The sequence below is a fragment of the Mesorhizobium sp. WSM4312 genome (genome assembly GCF_002294875.1).
GTDB lineage: Bacteria > Pseudomonadota > Alphaproteobacteria > Rhizobiales > Rhizobiaceae > Mesorhizobium.
Genome location: NZ_NSFU01000011.1, coordinates 209309 through 227812, shown reverse-complemented (window position 1 = coordinate 227812; position 18504 = coordinate 209309). Strand labels below are relative to the sequence as shown.

Annotated in this window: 10 protein-coding genes; 7 read left to right on the top strand and 3 right to left on the bottom strand. The window is 64.2% G+C overall.

The features are described 5' to 3' along the window. Positions 1 to 252: 252 nt before the first annotated feature. The 5 genes from CK228_RS20450 (at position 253) to CK228_RS20430 (ending at position 14839) form a co-directional block, all read left to right on the top strand. Entirely contained in the window at positions 253 to 12606 is a 12354-nt protein-coding gene (locus tag CK228_RS20450) for an S-layer family protein (protein WP_179295984.1), read from the top strand. Positions 12607 to 12713: 107 nt separating this feature from the next. Further along, complete coding sequence (locus CK228_RS20445; protein WP_095788994.1) at positions 12714 to 13214, top strand: tail fiber protein; 501 nt, start codon at positions 12714 to 12716, stop codon at positions 13212 to 13214. A gap of 13 nt (positions 13215 to 13227) precedes the next feature. Then, positions 13228 to 13728: a tail fiber protein gene (locus CK228_RS20440; protein WP_095775573.1), complete on the top strand. Its 501-nt coding sequence runs from the start codon at positions 13228 to 13230 to the stop codon at positions 13726 to 13728. Between the two features lie 9 nt (positions 13729 to 13737). After that, positions 13738 to 14262, top strand: a complete 525-nt coding sequence (locus CK228_RS20435) for a tail fiber protein (protein ID WP_095775572.1) — start codon at positions 13738 to 13740, stop codon at positions 14260 to 14262. A gap of 7 nt (positions 14263 to 14269) precedes the next feature. Beyond that, positions 14270 to 14839 carry a GNAT family N-acetyltransferase gene (locus CK228_RS20430; protein WP_095788993.1) on the top strand — a complete coding sequence of 190 codons (570 nt, stop codon included), beginning with the start codon at positions 14270 to 14272 and terminating at the stop codon, positions 14837 to 14839. Here the strand turns inward: CK228_RS20430 and CK228_RS20425 are convergent. Both CK228_RS20425 and CK228_RS20420 read right to left on the bottom strand, forming a co-directional pair. Continuing rightward, complete coding sequence (locus CK228_RS20425; protein WP_095788992.1) at positions 14808 to 15386, bottom strand: 2OG-Fe(II) oxygenase; 579 nt, start codon at positions 15384 to 15386, stop codon at positions 14808 to 14810. The genes CK228_RS20430 and CK228_RS20425 overlap by 32 nt on opposite strands. Positions 15387 to 15460: 74 nt before the next feature. Further along, positions 15461 to 15736 (bottom strand): hypothetical protein, encoded by a 276-nt coding sequence (locus CK228_RS20420; protein ID WP_095775661.1) that lies wholly within the window; start codon positions 15734 to 15736, stop codon positions 15461 to 15463. A gap of 275 nt (positions 15737 to 16011) precedes the next feature. Between CK228_RS20420 and CK228_RS20415 the strand changes: the two genes are divergently transcribed. Further along, entirely contained in the window at positions 16012 to 16806 is a 795-nt protein-coding gene (locus tag CK228_RS20415; protein WP_095775569.1) for a SapC family protein, read from the top strand. Positions 16807 to 16891: 85 nt separating this feature from the next. On the opposite strand, the gene CK228_RS20410 is transcribed toward CK228_RS20415, so the two are convergent. Continuing rightward, complete coding sequence (locus tag CK228_RS20410; RefSeq protein WP_095788991.1) at positions 16892 to 17314, bottom strand: nuclear transport factor 2 family protein; 423 nt, start codon at positions 17312 to 17314, stop codon at positions 16892 to 16894. Positions 17315 to 17486: 172 nt separating this feature from the next. Here CK228_RS20410 and CK228_RS20405 point away from each other — a divergent pair, with 172 nt between their 5' ends. Then, positions 17487 to 18500 (top strand): AraC family transcriptional regulator, encoded by a 1014-nt coding sequence (locus tag CK228_RS20405; protein WP_095775567.1) that lies wholly within the window; start codon positions 17487 to 17489, stop codon positions 18498 to 18500. Positions 18501 to 18504 lie beyond the last annotated feature (4 nt).

The window sequence follows — 18504 nt, the reverse complement described above, 5'->3', positions numbered from 1 at the left end:
CAATGGCGACAGCTCCGAAAGCCGAGTCCCGGGTCAAGCAAGCCGGCAAATCTACTGTGGCAATATGGTCACAGAACAGAACTTTGCGGTCCGACAACAACACGCACAACCTTCCGGACTCGCTATACAATAGAATTCGCGTAAGAATTAACACGCGGGACGTGCAGTCCCTGAAGGAACTCGCCAGGGATGGAAACTACCGAGACGTCTCGGCAGGTTGGTGGGATGGTGGCGCATGGGGAGGCTTTCCGCGTGCGCGCTGGTTATCGCCGTTCGCGCATTGTGAGCCATCTTTGGAAGACGACGGCGCTGACGACGCTGGCGCTTGGCCTTTCGGGCGTGATTGCCCATGCCGACCCCGACGGCCTCTGGCAGCCGCAGATCCGCGCCATCGTCGGTGCCGACAACAATGGCGGCAACGCCGCGCTCGAAGGCTTCATTCCGATCAAGCAGACGGCCGAGTCGGTGCTGTTCCTCGATGTCCGGGCCAAGCACGATTTCAAGGATGCTTCCGGCCAGGACATCGGCCTCGGCATTCGCCGCATCGTCAATCCCGACCTGATGCTCGGCGGCTACGCCTATATAAACCTCGAGAACTACGACAGCACGCAGTTCACCGCGGCCACGCTGGGCGTCGAGGCGATCACGCCGAACTTCGACGCGCATGTGAACGTCTTCGTACCGATCAAGGGCGACTCGACCGATCATTCGACCAGCTCGACCCTGTCGATGGTCTCGAACCAGCTGATCGAACGGATATCGGTGCTCGACCACCGTGATTACGCGGCCTGGGGCATCGAAGGCGAGATCGGCGCCCAGGTTCCGGTCAACCTGCCCGACAAGCACTCGCTGCGGCTCGACATTGGCGGCTACCATTTCGAGGACCCGCACGGCGACGACGGCAGCGTCACCGGCGCCAAGGCCGGGTTCGAATACACGATCGGCGATGTCTTCGGCAGCGGCACCGAACTGGTCTTCGCCGGCGAGGTCCGCAACGACAATCGCGACGACACCCAGTTCGCCGGCAGCGTGCGGCTGAACATCCCGTTCAACCCCGGCCACGGTTCGGACAAGACCGCGGCCATCGGTGCCGAACCGGTCTATCCGGTCAGTGAAGGCCTGCGCAAGCGCGTCAACGAGCGCGTGCGCGGCGATATCGGCGTCAGGATCCAGTCGCAGGAGATCAACGGCGGCTCGACGACGCGCGTCGCCATCAACGCCGCGACCAATGCGGCGTTCGGCAAGTTCTATTTCGCCGATGGCGGGCTGGCGGGCGCCGGCACGCTGACCGACCCGACGACCCTGGACGACGCGGTCACCAAGGCCGGCAGCGGCGGTTTTGTCGTTGCGCTGGGCGGCAATGGCAATCTGACGACAGCCGGCGTGACACTTGCCAATGGCCAGACCGTGATCGGCGGCGGCGAAAGCGTCACCGCGAAACTGTCCGGCGGCGGCACCGCCACCTTCAATCTGGGCGGCAGCGACGGCACGATCCAGGGCACCAATGTCGCCAACAACGTCATCACGCTCGGCACCGGCAACACGCTGAACGGCATCACCATCACCGGCGGCGCCAACGGCATCTTCGGCAACAACGCCACCGGCACGACGCTGACCAACGTGACTGTGACGGGTGCCGGCGGCAACGGCGCCGCGTTCACCGGCAATTCGACCAACGTCAAGGCGTCCGGTTTCACCGCTACCGGCAACGGCCTCGACGGCCTGCATATCGAAGACAACGGCACTTACAATTTCACCGGCACGACGCTGCTGCAAGGCAATGGCGACGACGGTCTGGATATATCAGGCCAAGGCACCTACACCTTCGCCACCGTCAATGCGCTTGATAACACCGATCGCGGCATAACCGTGCAGGGCACGTCGAGCGGCGGCAGCTTCACCACCACCGGCGGCACCGTGTCGGGCAATGGCGGCATGGCCGTCTTCATCGATCCGATCACCGCGCATGTGGTGCTGGATTCGATCAGCCAGACCGGCGGCACGTCTGGTGTCGTGCTCGACCAGATCTCGGGCAGCTTCACCGTCAACGGCGCGACGACGATTTCCAACACGACGGGACCGGCGATCGCCATTTCGGATTCGCCGGCGGCGATCCGCTTCGGCGATGTTACCATCTCGGCACCCGGCGGCGACGGCATTTCGTTTGCCGGCGTTAACGCGGCGGTGGTTGCCGGTAACATCGTCATCTCCGGCCTCGGCGTCGGCACCGGCCTCGACTTCTCCGGCAGCCGCACGAACTTCACCGCGCAGTCACTCAACCTCACCGGCACCGGCGCCGCCGGCTCGATCGGCATCGATCTCTCCTCGCCGACCTCGGGCGGGGCAACGATCGTCATCACCGATGGCGGCGCCATCGCCGGGGTCGACACTGGCGTGCGCTTCGGCATAGCCGGCTCGCTGGCCCATTCGGCCAATGCCGAATTCAGCTTCGGCGGCGGCTCGATCGCCGGCAGCACCGCTTCGCTCGACGCGCGCGGGCTGAACCAGACGCTCGGCCACTACGCGTTCGGCTCGACCACCTTCAGCGGTCCGCAGCTGTTCGACGTGCAGAATGTGATCTTCGTCGGCGCCACGGCGACCGGCTCGGGCACCGGCTCCTCCCTGCTGGACCTCGCCTCGATCGCGACCGCCGATGCCAACACCGACGGCACGGCGATCTTCGCGCTGGTCAATCGCGGCACGGCCATCGACGACACCGACGGTTTCTCGCTGAGCGCCGGGCAGACGCTGGCCTCGTTCGGCAACGGGCGGACCTTCTCGCTCGGCGGCATCCCGGTCAACGTGGCCGGTGACAACATTTCCCATACCGGCACCATCTCGGACGCCGGCGGCGCGGCGACGCTGACCAGTTCGGCCGGCGCCGACACCGTGACGCTGGCCAACGGCACCTCGCTGCTCGACTTCAACGTCTCGAACGCCAATCCAGGCGGCGGCACCGGCATCCATGGCAACAACGTCACCGGCGTGACGATAAGCGGCGTCAGTGTCAGCGGAGCGGGCCTGGACGGGCTGCTGTTCGAAGGTGCCAGCAATGTCGCGGCCAACAACGTGACCGCGACCGGCAATGGCGGCGCCGGCCTGCGCATCGACGGCAACGGGACCTATGCCTTCAACGGCGCGACAGGGCTTTCGGGCAATGGCGCCGGCCTGGCCATCAACGGCGACGGAAATTACGCGTTCCAGACCCTGAACGCATCCGGCAATTTAAGCCTCGGCGTCAACGTCTCCTCCACCGCCGGCACGTTCACTACCACCGGCGGTACGATCTCCGGGAACGGTGGCGGCGGCGTCGCGCTATTCGGCGCCGATCTCGACGTGACGCTGACCAGCTTGACGCAGGACGGCGGCCTTTTCGGCGCGTCGTTTGCAGGCGTGTCGGGAAATTTCGCCGTTTCCGGCGCAACGACGGTCAGCAACACCTTGCTCGGCGGCCTCGGGATATTCGACAGCACCGCCGATTTCACGTTCGGAACCGTCGATATCTCGGACATCACCGCCCCGGGCGGCGTCGGTATCGACGTCCAGAATTCCGGCGGCGCGGTCACGTTCGGCGGGCCGGTCACGCTGACTCATATCGACAGCGAGGGCATCCTCGCCACCGACAATGCTGGCACGCTCACCTTCAGTGGACCGGTCAGCATGACCGATCCCGGCGACGGCATCTGGCTGGAAGACAACACCGGCGCCGTTTCGTTCGGCGGCGCGGTCACCATCGACCAGCCGTTCGGAAGCGGCATCGACGTCGTTGGCAGCAACGGCATCATCAGCTTCGGCGACATCGATATCACTGGCCTGTGTAACTGCTCCACCGGCCTCGACCTGTCGGGCAGCACCTCGACCTTCACCGCCGCTACGCTCGACGTCAGTGGCAGTTCCGGCGGCACCTCGATCGGCATCGACCTGTCGGGCACCAATGGCGGCTCGGTGACGATCGGCGGCGGCATCATCGCCGGTGTCGACACCGGCGTGCAGATGGGCACCAATGGCGCGGCCGGCACCACCGCCAACACGGCGTTCTCGTTCGGCGCGGCCGGCGGCGCGGTCATCACCGGCACGACGGCGTCGCTCGACATGCGCGGCCTGTTGCCAGGCAGCGGCACCTATGCCTTCAACACCACGGTGCTGAACGGTCCGCAGCTGTTCGACATCGCCAATGTCGTCTTCGTCGGCGCCGCCAGCACCGGCGCTGGCGACGGCTCCAGCGTCAACGACCTGATCAACGCCACCGCGGCGGACGCCCTGGCGGCTCCCGCCAACACGATCTTCGTGCTGGTCAACAACGGCGCCGGAAACATCGATACGGATGCCGACGGCTTTACGCTGGCCGACGGCCAGTCGATCGTTTCCTTCGCCAATGGCGCTTCGGTGAGCCTTGGCGCGCCGCCCGCCAATGTCACCGGCACGCATGTCATCAGCGGCACGCAATTCCAGGCCGATCCTTTCGGCAATGGCGGCGCGACGCTCAACAATTCGGCCGGCAACACCATCGACCTGGCCAATGGCAACCTCGTCGCGAACCTCATCGCCAGCAGTTCCGCCACCGCAATCGATGGAACGGGCATCGCCGGCGCAACGATCAACGGCGTGACGGTCAGCAGCGCCGCGACAGGCGTCGTCCTCGACAGCGTGACCGGCACGGTGACGGTCGACGGTCTCCACATCCAGAATGCGAGCCAGACCGGCATCGCGCTGGTCAATTCAAGCGCGACCGTCAATTTCACCGGCAATACGACGATCGCCAATGCCGGCAATGTCGGGCTGTTCGCCAACGATTTCGACGGCACCGCCACTTTCGACGACCTCGATATTACCGGCGGCGGCATAGGCGTCGGTATCGTTGCCGGCTCGAGTGGAACCCTGACCTTCGGGGCCGGAAGCTCCATCGCCGGTACGAGCAGCAACGCCTTCTCGATCACCAACTCCACGCCCAACGTTACCTACAACGGCACCATCAGCCAGACCGCCGCTGCAAGCGCGGTGAGAATTTCCAACATGACCGGCGGCACCGCCACCTTCGGCGGCAAGATCACCGCCAGCACCGGTGCGGCCAATGCGATCAACCTGACCGGCAACACCGGCGGTACGATCAACTTCACCGGCGGCCTCGACCTGACCACGGATGGCGGCTACGGCTTCAGCGCTGTCAATGGCGGCACGCTGACGGTGACCGGGACCAACACCGTAGCAACCGGCCTCGGGCCGGATGAGAAGGGAATTCTCATCGGCGGCACCGGAATGACCATCGGCGCCGCCGGCGTGAATTTCGCCAGCGTCAACGTGGATGGCTCGGGCGGCGGCGCTTCCACTGGCATCGTCATCGAGAACATCAGTGCCGGCAGCGGCAACGTCACCTTCGGCAATGTCGATCTGTTCCGTATCAGCGGCGACGCCATCCGCCTCACCAACATCGCCAGCGGCACGTACAGCTTCAACGGCACGACGAAGATCGATACCACCGCCCTCGGCGTTTCTGGCTTCGTGGTGCAGAACAGTGCGGCGACCGTCAGCGTCAACAACTTGGTTACGACAAGTGTTAACGCCGCCGATGTCAGCCTGGCCAACAACACCGGCACCATTGCCATCGGCGGCACGATCACCAACTCCGGTACCGGCAACGGCGTCGTCGTCTCCGGCGGCAGCGCTGCGATCACGGTCTCGGCCGGTATCTCCAGCTCGGCAACGGCGCCCGGCACGGCGGTCAAGGTCGATGGCATCACCGGCGGCTCGGTCACCTTCAGCGGCGCGATCAGTTCGACCGGCACCGGTAGGCTTTTCGAGATCGGCTCGGCGGCTTTCCTGAGCGGCGGCACGATCAGCTTCACGGGCCCGTCACTGTCGGCGACAGGCGGCGGTGGAGCGTCTGCCATCGACCTCATCGGCACGGCCAAGTTGAACGTTACCGCTCCGCTGTCGATCACCAATGCCATGAGCACCGGCCTGGTTGTCGGCAGTGTCGGCAGCACCGCATCGGCAACCTTCGGAGCGGTCACGGTGACGGGCGCCGGCCCCGGCATCGCCATCGCCAACACCGCCGGTTCAGTCACCTTCGGCACGACCCAGGTCACGCTGGGCTCTGCCGCCAACGTGGCCGGCATCGTCTTCGTATTCACCAATGCCGATGTCAGCTTCGGCACGACCACCGTGACAATGGGCGCCGGCGCCAACCAGAGCGGCATCAGCTTCGCAACTGCCAGTGCCGATGCCAGCTTCGGCGCAACCACCGTGACAATGGGCGCTGGCGCCAACCAGACCGGCATCAACTTCAGCGGCGCCTTTGCCACGGCCGATTTCGGCGTGACCAATATAACCGGCACAGGTGACCTGACCTCGCGCGGCATCGACCTGTCGTCGACGCAAGCCGACAAGACCATCACCTTCCAGGCCGGCTCCAGCATCACCAATCTCGGCGTCGGCGTCGAACTGTCGTCGGGCGGCACCACGGCGACCTCGGCCAACGCCAACTTCACCTTCGGCGACGGCACTTCGGCCAATGGGCTGCAGTCCTCCATCAGCGCCACGGCCGTTGGCGCCTACACCGTCAACACGATCGGGCTCAATTCGGCATCCGGCAATTACGATTTCGACGATGTCGCCTTCACCGGCAGCGCCAATCTGCCCAGCGCGGTTGGTGGAACCATCATGGTCTCGCAGAACGGTGGCGTGATCGCCGCCGGCACCTACGGGCTCAGCGCCGCGGTGACGACCATCTCGGTCGCCGCCGCCGATGCCCTGGCCGGCACGCAGACCTTCGCCTTCGTCGGCACCGTCGATCTCAGCGGCACGCCGTTCACGCTCGATTCGGGCCAGTCGATCACCGGGTTCGGCAACAACACCGCCATCACCGTCTCCGGCACGCTCCAGCCGGTCAATGTCCAGGGCAATCTCGGCGCCACCGGCGGCAACGTCACCGGCAATGAAGGCGTGGTCACCGGCACGGCCGACTTCCTGCATCTGCTCGGCAGCAACCAGGTCAGCAACACCGCTTTCAACTTCAATGGCGCCAGCGGCTCGGTCTTTGCCATCGACCAGAGCGCGGGTGGCTTCAACAATGCCGGCGGCATCACCATCCAGGGCGTGACGGTCAGCAATGTCGCCACCGGCAGCACGGCCTTCAAGGTCGCCAGCCTCGACTCGAACCTGTCCATTCTCGACAACAACATCAATGTCGCCGGCACGCTGCTCGACGCCAATGGCGGCGCCGGTAACATCACGCTGACGCGCGGCACTTTGCCCAACAGCGCGACACCGGGCACGCTGACCGGCGGCGGCGTCAGCATCGCAAACCATACCGGCGGCCTGATCACGTTCTCCGACGAGGTGACGGTCGGCGGCAATGGTGTCTCGCTCACCAACAACGCCGGTTCCATAATCGCTTTCGAGGGTTTGGACATCACCACGAACGCCGCGACGGCGTTCAGCGCCAGCGGCGGCGGCACGGTCAGCGTCAGCGGCACCGGCAACACCATCACCACCGGGACGGGCACCGCATTGGACCTCGACGGCGTGACCATCGCCGCGGCCGGCATCAATTTCGATACGATTTCGAGCAACGGTGCTGCGACCGGCATATCGCTCAACGATGTCAACGGCGGCTCGCTCGATCTCGGCGCGGTAAACCTGCAAGGCATCACCTCGCGCGGCGTCGATATTTCCGGCGCGCTCGGCTCGGCACTGGACTTCACCAGCCTGACGGTCGGGCTCAATGCCGCGAACGCTATCGGCTTCGACCTCAACGGCGCATCGCTCGGCGGGAGCAACATCACGGCGGGCGATTTCGACGTCGACGGCGGCAGCTTCGCCGGCACGATCGGCATCGACATGGCCGGCACGACCGGCACAGGCATCATCCAGCTCGGCGACACGGTCAATCCCGGCGGCGCCCAGACCTCGACCATCGGCAATGTCGGCTATGGCGTCCAGTTCTCCAGCGCCACCAACGCCAAGCTGGTGTTCGGCGACGGCCAGGGCCCGGCCGAATCGACGATCGCGACCACCGGCGGACAGGTCATCCACGCCACCGATAGTTTGCCGACCAACGGCGACTACAATTTCAACGACGTCAATTTCAGCGGCGACACGTCGAACCTTTCGCCCGTCCGCGTCTACTATGTCACATCAGGCGGCACCGGCGACGGCAGCCTCGCCAATCCGGGCAGCTATTTGGGAGCGCAGGCGTCCACCGCCAATGTCGTGGTGCTGATCGACCAGAACGTCAACGGTGCCCAAGAAACCATCGACCTCAGCGGCACCACGTTCAACCTCGATGACGGTCAGGTGCTGCTCGCCTTCAAGAGCGGCGACGCGGCCATCGATGTCTCGCAGCTCGGTGTCGACACCAGCGGTGGCGCGTCGGCAGCGTTCCACTTCACCACGGTGCAGAATTCGCCGATCGTTGCAGCGCCGGGCGGCATCGATACGCTGCGGCCCATCCTGGAGACCAACAACGCCACCTCGGTCATCAACCTGGCGACATCGGGCGCCGGGACGATCACCGGCGGCATCCAGAACCTCATCATCCGCAATACCGGCACCGGCGCCGGCATTTCCGGCAACGCATCGGCCACCTCCAGTTTCTTCGTCAGGGACAACGACATCGCCGCCGGCGGCCGGGCGCTCGATTTCATCACCACCGGCGCGCCGGCCGACACGCTGCTGCTGTCGATCGACGGCAACACGCTGCAGTCGACGGGAGCCGCGCTGGCCGCGTCCTTCGCCGGCCAGAACCTCGGCCCGACAGGCAACTCAATCGCCGTCAGGTCCTTCTCCGGCAATACGGTCACCGGCGGCACCGGAGGCGGCATTGCCTTCAACAACGTAACGTTCGATTCCACTGGAGCCGGCGGCACGGTCAGCGTCGGCACGCTCGATGTCGGCACGACGGGCGCACGCGTCCAGGGCAACGGCCTGGCCTTCACCAACACCAGCGGCACCCTCGACGTCGGCACGTTCAACATCGCCAACAATGGCGGTACCGGCCTCGCGGTCAATGCCAAGACCACCACCTTTACGCTGAACAGCTCAGGCGGTTCGGTCGACACCACGAATGGCGCGGCCTTCGATCTCGACCCGCTGACGGTCAACATGACGGTCGGCAGCGTCACGGCCAGCGGCGGCGCGAGCGGCATCATTTTCGACGGCGTCGCCGGCACCTTCACCGTCACCGGCGCGACAAGCATTTCCAACACGTCGGGCGCCGGCATCAGCGCCATCAACACCAACACCGGCACCTTCAACTTCAACACGGTGGCGATAAACAACACCGCCACCACCGGCGGCGGCATCGGCTGGGCCAGCGGCACGCTCAACGTCAGCGGCCTCGCCAACATCGACACGACGAGCGGCAGCGGTCTCTCGCAGGGCGGCGGCACGACCAGCTTCACCGGCGGGCTGACCGTCGACACCACGACCGGCACCGGCATCGCCAGCACCGGCGGCACGATGACCATCGCCGCCACCGGCGGCGCCGAGACCGTGAATTCGACCCTCGGCCAGGCGATCAGCCTCTCGGGCGTCGCCGCCACCATCGCGCTCGATTCGACCGCGTCGGGCGGCGGCACCAACAATGTCGGCCTGACCAATGTCACCGGCACGGTCGGCCTCGGCTCCGGCGCGCTGAGCGGTGCGACGGGCACAGCGTTCAACGTGACCGGCGGTAGTGCCGTCATCAATTATGGCGGCTCGGTCACCAAGGCGACGGCTGGCAGCGCCGTCAGCATCGCCAACCGCGGCGGCGGCAGCGTCACCTTCGGTGGGCCGATCTCGGCGAATGGCGTGGCGAGCGGCATAGCCATTTCCGGCGCGACCGCGGCGAACACGGTCAGCTTCAACGGGGCCGTCAATCTCGGTACCAGCACGACGATGACAGGCACCGCGGTGTCGATCGACAATGCCGGCACGGCTTCGACCGTCAGCTTCGCCAATCTGAATATCCTGACGAACGGCACGGCGGGCTTCAGTGCCAGCAATGGCGGCACGGTCAATGTCACGACCGGCGCCGTGAATTCCACCGGCGCGCAGGCGGTGAATCTCAACGGTATCGCCGCCGGCATCACGTTCACCTCGACGACGTCGACCGGCGGCACCAACAATGTCAGCCTGACCGGTGTCTCCGGCACCGTCGGCCTCGGCACCGGCAGCTTGACCGGTGCGACGAGCACTTCATTCCTGGTCTCCGGCGGCAGCGTGAATGTCACCTATGCCGGCAACATCACCCAGGCCAACAACACCGGCATGATCGCCGTCACCGGCGGCCATACCGGCACGCTGACTTTCAACACCGGCACGCTGTCGGCCACCAACGGCGTCGGCGTGCAGTTCAACAATGCCGACGGCACCTACAATTTCAACGGCACGACGACGCTGAACGGCGGCCTCGCCGACATCGGCATCCTCGGCGGCTCGGACGGCACCTTCACCTTCGGCACCGGCACCACGGTCACCGCCGTCGGCAATGTCGGCATCAGCGTAGGCACCGGCGCGTCCAAAATCACCTACAACGGCAACATCACCCAGGCCAACAACTTTGCCATGGTCAACGTCGCAGGCGGCCATACCGGCACGCTGACCTTCAACACCGGCACGCTGTCGGCCACCAACGGCAACGGCATGCAGTTCTCGAATGCCGACGGCACCTATACTTTCAACGGTACGACGACGCTGAACGGCGGTGACGCCGGCATCGATATCTTCAACGGCTCGGACGGCGCCTTCAGCTTCGGCGCCGGCACCTCGATCACCAATCCGACAGGCGTGGGTTTCAACGTCAATGGCGGCGCCGGCAACATCACCTATGCCGGCACCATTTCGAAAAACAACGCCAACAACATCGTTGCCATCCAGAACCGCACCGGCGGCACCACGACACTGTCCGGCACTCTTACCGCGACCGGCGCCACCACCAACGGCATTCTCGTCAACAACAACGCCGGCGGAACAATCAATTTCTCCGGTGCCGGCAAGTCGCTGACGACCGGGACCAACACCGCCGTCAACCTGGCCAACAATACCAACGCGACCATCAACTTCACCGGCGGCGGTCTGGTCATCAACACCACCAGCGGCACCGGCTTCAACGCCACAGGCGGTGGCACGGTGACGGTGCAGGGCAGCGGCAACACGATCACGTCGACGACCGGCACGGCACTCGATGTCGAGAACACAAATATCGACTCGGGCAACCTTGTCTTCCAGAGCATCTCGTCGAATGGCGGCAGCGCCGACGGCATCATCCTGGTCAACACCGGCACGGCGGCCGGCAATGGCGGCCTGCATGTGACCGGCACCGGCTCGGCCGGCTCGGGCGGCACCATCGCCAACAAGAGCGGCGCCGACGGCTCCGCCACGCAAGGCACAGGCATCTTCCTCAACGGTACGAAGGGTGTGCAGCTCGCCTGGATGCAGCTCAACGACTTCGGCAATTTCGCGATCCGCGGCAACAACGTCACCGGCTTCACGCTGGACCACGGCGTCATCAGCGGTGACAGCGGCACCAGCAACAGCCTGTCCGACGGGCTGGCGTCCTTCGCCAATGTCGGTGAGGATGCGATCCGGCTGACCAACCTGCTGGGCTCCGGTTCGATCACCAATTCGAACATCAGCGGCGGCTATACCAACACCATCATGGTCGAGAACAACACCGGCACGCTGAACCGGCTGACGATCGACAGCTCCACCATCGGCGGCAGGAGCGACAACGGTACCGGGATGAACGACGGCATCAACTTCCAGGCCGACGCGGGCAGCACCGCCATGAACCTGACCGTCTCCAACAGCGCTTTGACGACAGCCCGCGCCAACCTCGTTGCCGCGACAGGCGGGGTCGGGACGAACATGGACGTTCAGCTGGTCGGCAACACGGTAACCAACAACCACCCTGTGACCGTGAGCGGCGGCACTGCCTTCGACATCGCCAGCCTTGGCAATGTCACCTTCAATATCGCCAACAACACGTTCGACATGCATGCCGCCAATGGTGGAACCGGCATCAAGTCGCACGTCATCGAAGTGAACAAGGGCAGCGGCAGCGGCAATTCGATATTCGACGGCACGATTTCGGGCAACACGATCGGCGTCGCCGGCACAGCCCATTCGGGCAGCGGCATCGGCTCCAACGATATCGACATCAACAGCCAGGACAACGGTACCTTCACCGTCGCGATCCTGAACAACATTCTCACGCACTACGACACGGCCGGCATACAGATCTCCCAGATTTCCGGCAGCAGCACGATCAATGCCACGGTGCAGGGCAATACGACCAGCAATGGCGATTCCAATGCCTTCACCGGCCTCTACGTCGTCGCGGGCTCGGGCCTGGCCGGCGACAATGGCGTCATCAACCTTTTGGTCGGCGGTTCCGGGACTCAGCGCAACGACTTCTCCAATGGCGATCCGGCGAACGGCAGTGACGTCTTCCTGGCGGTATCCGGCGGAGCCAGTACCTCGACGATCAACCTGTCGAGGGGTGTCTCCGTGGCTCCAACGGCCGAGCAGGTCGTCTTGGACAACAACCTGAATCCGGCCACGACAACCGTGGCGACGTCGGGAACGATCAACATCGTCAATACGGTGCCACCGCTGCCCTGATCAAGTTTTGTGGTAGTTTAGCAGTTGCGAATACACAAGATTCATGTCGACATTTCTATCTGACGTGTCATGTTAGCGGCATCGGATAGAAGCTGGAGGGGGCCCGTATGGCAGAGCCATATCTATCGGAAATAAAACTGATATCGTTCAACTTCCCTCCCAAGGGTTGGGCGTTCTGCAACGGCCAGTTTCTGCCGATAAACCAGAACCAGGCGTTGTTTTCTCTTTTGGGCACGACCTATGGCGGTAATGGGCAAACCACGTTCGCGCTGCCAAATCTGCAGGGCCGGGTGCCGACGCATATGGGCGGCGAAGGATTTTTCCTTGGTCAACAGGGCGGCGAGCCGTCGCATACGCTTACCGTCCAGGAATTGCCGTCCCATGTGCATGGCGCCAGCGCCTCGACGGTGGATGGTGACCAGGTGATTGCCACCAACAATTATCTGGGCCCGGCCAATCAGCTCTATGGCGCCCCGGCGAATCTGACGACCATGATCCCAACCGAAGTCAGCAGTATCGGCGGCAGCCAGCCGCACGAAAACATGCAGCCATACCTGACCTTGAATTTCTGCATCGCCCTGGTCGGCATCTTTCCCTCGCGAAATTGAAGGAGTTCGAACGATGGCAGCCTATGTGGGCGAGATTCGCATGTTCGCCGGCAATTTCAATCCGAACGGCTGGATGTTCTGCCAAGGCCAGACATTGCCTATCTCGGAGTATGAGACGCTGTTCCAACTTATCGGCACCACCTATGGCGGTGACGGGGAAGAGACGTTCAATCTGCCGAACCTGTCGGGCCGGCTGCCGCTGCATCAAGGCAACGGGTACGTGATCGGGCAGATGGCGGGTGTAGAAGAGGTTACGCTTACAACGCAGCAGATCGCCTCGCACTCGCACCCGTTCATGGCGACAACCAATATCGGTGGCGCCAGCGCCCCGGGCAACAACGTGCTTGCCCAGTCGTCCACGATCAAAGTCTACTCCGCGATCGCTCCCACCGTGGCGCTGGGGCCGTCGTCGATGACGCCAGCGGGCGGCAGCCAGCCGCACAGCAATTTGCAGCCCTATCTTTGCATCAATTTCATCATTTCACTGTTCGGCGTTTTCCCGAGCCAAACATAGGACAGGACCATGTCGGACCAATTCGTCGCGGAAATCCGAATTTTCCCGTTCAACTTCGCCCCCACGGGCTGGGCGACCTGCGACGGTCAGCTCATGCCGATCTCGCAAAACACCGCCTTGTTCTCGCTGCTGGGCACAACCTATGGCGGCGATGGCAAATCGAACTTTGCCTTGCCGGACATGCAGGGCAATGCGCCGATGCAGCCCGGCCAGGCCGCTGGCGGATCGGATCACTTCCTGGGTGAAACCGGGGGATCGACGACGGTAGCGCTGCTACAGACCGAGATGCCGCAACATGTGCATTCGCTGATGGCCGCCATTCCTCCGGCGCTGCTGTTCGCGCCGTCGGCCTCCACGGGACTGGCGCGGTCGGCGGGCGGACCGGTCTACCAGACCAGCAACGCCAATTTGACGCCGCTGAACAGCAATGCGGTGCAGCCAACGGGCGGCGACCTGCCGCACAACAACATGATGCCGTACCTGACTCTCAACTTCTGCATCGCCTTGCAGGGCATTTTCCCGGCCCGCCCCTGATCTGTCGATGACCGGTCTGCAGGTGTTTGAAGCGGCATCAATCGGCTGGATGCGGGCGGTTGGCGCCGGGCTGTCGTTTCGCCCGGCTACGGATGCCGATCTGCCGTTCCTGTCACGGCTCTATGCGTCGACCCGCGCCGGGGAACTCGCGGTGACGTCCTGGACCGACGAGCAGAAGGCGGCCTTCCTCGACATGCAGTTCCGGGCGCAACACGCGCACTACATCAAACACTATCCCGCGGCCGACTGGCTGGTGATCATGCGTGACGGAGACGACATCGGTCGCCTCTATATCGAGCGCTGGCCGACCCAGCATCGCATCATCGATATCGCCCTTCTGCCGGCGCATCGGCGCAAAGGGCTCGGCGCGGCACTGCTCGGCGACCTTATCGACGAGGCATGGTTAGCCGGCAAATCAGCGTCGATTCATGTCGAGAAGAACAATCCGGCCAGACAGCTCTATGCCAGGCTCGGCTTCGCCGTCGCCGAGGACAAGGGCGTTTACGACCTGATGGTGTGTCCTCCCCGGTCAAGCGCTGGTGCTCTCACGCGCCGCGATACCACGACACGATGGTGAAACGTTCGTTGCGCGTGACCGGTGTGACTTCGTGCGTCGTTTCCGAACGGAAGGCAACGAGCGAGCCCGGCAACGCCGGCATGGTGACGCGCAGGTTCGGACCGCTGTATGGCCCATGCAGGACCAGCGAGCCGCCGGAATAGCCTTCGGGCGAAGGATCGTCCGACTGACGGTTGAGAAAAATCACCGCCGAGATCTTTCTGAACCGCGACTCGTCGTGAATGAGCGGCGTGTTGCCATCCTGATGCGGCACGAAGAAATCACCTTCCCGGTAGTGAAGAAACTGCGGCTTTTCGCAGGTGCCGAGCGCGAGCCCGAAATGCCGTTCCAGAGCCGTCTTCTGCCGCGCCAACAGGGCATTCACCGGCCCTTCGGTCGCTTCCGAGACCTCGGCGCGCCTGGTGCGGCGGACTTCGGGCCATGCCGGTTCTTGATCGGGACGCCCCATCAGGCCGGCCGGACGGCCCGAGGCAGCCCGAATTTCCGCGCACAGCGCGCAGCATGCTGCTTCGTCAAGGACGCCGGCGATCTGGATATAGTCGATCATATGTCGAGCCGCCCCTCCGAACCGCCCTGTGCCCTGATCGTCGTCCTGACCGACCGGACCGTCGAAAATCAAAATCAGTTGAAGACAGCCTCGTACTGATAGCCGGTCGCGTCGGCTGAAACCGGCACGATGAAGATGTCGTCGGCGATCGCATCGCTGGTGAGGTGGTAGATGGCCTGCGGCAGGCCTATATCGCGCGGCCCCTTGAACAGAAGCGTGAAGCCGCCGCCAGGGCGTGGGCTGGAGGCGATCTGGTGAACGGCCGTCAGTTCGAGGCAAACCGCCCTGCCGCCAATCGCAACAGTGAAAACCGACCCAACCGCCTGCTTGAAATCCGATACCGACGCCATACCGTCTGTCTCACTCCGCTTGTTGCCGGGCGCAATGTCGCCGCTTCGCGGCAGGCTGTCCATAGGCTGGCAGCAGCCCCGAGGCCCGGGCGAGACAATTCATCGCAAAATACCACGGCGGCCGTGCTTTTATGCGCGCCACGGACACTGTAGTACTTTGTCCCTGCGCCGGAGTTTTGGCCCAACCAAGATCAGCGCAACAAGAGCAGATGCCAGTCCTGGGGTCTGATGTGGAGGAGCCGGCCTGATCGGCCGGCGGGAGAAAGGGACGGACCATGGCTGATATCGGGGCGAAGACGCAAGCGGCGCCGGCGGATGCTGCCATGCCGCTGTTCTATTCCAGGCCCGAAGCGCTCAACCCGGCGCGGCACGGCTCGCTAGGGCTGACCGCGCGCGGCGACTTTGCCTTCGCGCGCACCGCGCATGCCATTCCGGTGGTGGCGTCGGAAATGCCGGCGGCGATGCGCTCCTACCCGATCGTCTTCATCGGCCCGGCCAAATCCCCTGTCATCATCACCGGCGTGCGCCAGGGCGAGAACTTGTTCGTCGATGCCGACGGCCGGTGGACCGCGCCGCATTACGTCCCCGCCTATGTCCGCCGCTATCCCTTCATCCTTGCCGAGGACCCGACCACGGCAGGCCGGCTGACGCTGTGCGTGGACAGGGCAAGCGAGCGGGTCATCGACCAGCTCATGGCGCCATTCCGCGATGACAAGATCGCGCCGTTCTTCAGCGGCAACCAGCCGACCGAAGCAACCAGGCAGGCGCTCGCCTTCTGCGACAAGTTCCAGATCGACTTCAGAGCCACCCGCGAGATGATCGACAGGATCGACGCGCATGGCCTGTTCGCGCCGCGCCAGAGCAAGGTGACGCTGGACGGCGGCGAAGTGCTCAACCTCACCGATTTCCAGGTGATCGACGAGCCGGCCTTCAACAGACTGAGCGACGAGGCCTTCCTCGACCTCAGAAAGTCAGGCGCGCTCGGTCTGCTCTACTGCCACCTCGCCTCGACCAACAGCTGGACATCGCTGGTGCACCAGGCATCGCTGCGCGGTAGGCCAGCCGCCTGAAAAGCGAAAGAGCCGCGGTCCACCACGGCTTTTCGCTCCATGGAGGGATAGCTGCGCCGCGCGAGCTGTCCGCTCTCGCCGGTGGTCAGATCATGGCATTGGTGTGCAGAGTGCCCTGCGCCACAGGCTGCCGGACTTCCCAGTGCTCGACGAGCTTGCCCTTCGCCAGCCTGAAGAAATCGACGATGGCGATGCCGGTTTCCTCGGGCTCTCGTTTGGCGTGCATGTGCACGATGACGAAATCGCCCTCGGCGAAGATCCGTTTGACCTCGCCCCGGACCAAGGGAAAACGTTGCCGAAGCTGCTGCAGATAATCCCGGAACCCCTGGACGCCATCGGCGATGTTCGGATTGTGCTGGGTGTAGCTCTCGCCAAAATGAACGGCGGCCGCGTCCAAATCTCCCTCATTCACCGACTTTTCAATGAAGTCGAGCACGGCGGCCTTATTCGCTTCGAGCGTCGCATCGTGGAGCGCCGTGGACGTCTGGATGAATTGCTGATCACGCATGGATATCTGTCCTGTCTTGGGATGGCTTGAAGCCGGTTGCTGAATCGGTCCGGTTCACCGCGCCCCGCACTTTCATCGACCGAGATGCGATGATCGATGGCTTGAACTTGCATATCCTTATCCAATCGTCTCAAATTGCGCCCTGTTTGGTTTTCGCGAAAGGAATACGGACGTGGACGTCTTGTCGGATGTCCTGGCTTCCATACAGCTGGGAAGTGCGGTGATCGGCAAGGCCAGGCTGCGGCGTCCGTGGGGCATCTCGGTCGATCCCATGCGCAATACCGCCATTCATCTCGTGCAGCGTGGCGAATGCTGGCTGCGCCTTGCGGGCAATGACGGACCCGTTCGTGTGGCCGAGGGCGACGTGATTCTCGTCGGCAGCGGTGTTGGTCACACGCTCAGCGACCCGGCCAATGCGCAGGTGTCGCCAATAGGCGCCGTGCTTTCGGCAACGCTCGATCCCGATGATCGGCCAGGCGTAGACGACGGGACGACGCTTCTGTGCGCCAAATATGCGCTGGACGGCGCGGGGCCGAACCCGATGGTGTCGCTGCTGCCGCCATTGATCCATCTGACGCGCGCACAGATCGCCGCCAATGAACCGCTTCGGCTGGCAACCGATCTGCTGCGGGTCGAGGCAAGTGGCGGCTTGACCGGCCACGACATCGTAGCGCCGCGTCTTCTCGACAGCGTGTTGGTCTTCCTGCTGCGGGCCTGGATCGAAAGCCAGCCGATCGGAACGGCGGGCTGGTTCGGCGCCTTGCGCGACAAAGGCGTGGCGCAAGCGCTGCGTCTCATCCACGAGCAGCCGGCAGTCCCGTGGACCGTTGCATCCCTGGCGCAAGCCGCATCGCAATCGCGCGCCACCTTCGCGCGGCGGTTCGCCCGGCTGGTTGGCGAACCGCCGCTGGCCTATGTCACGCGCTGGCGCGTCAACCTCGCTGCCAAAGCCTTGCGGGACAGCAATCGAACCATCGACGAAATCGCTCATGCGGTCGGCTACGAGTCGGCGCCATCGTTCTCGCAGGCCTTTGCCCGTCTGACCGGGCAGCCGCCCGGCGGCTATCGCAGAGGCTTTCGGTCGTCCGAACCGGAAATCCAGCGCATTGCATCCCCGAACGATCCGAGCCCCGAAAAGCAAAACGGCCGCCCGAAGGCGGCCGATTTAGCACTTGATTCCCCTTGAGGAA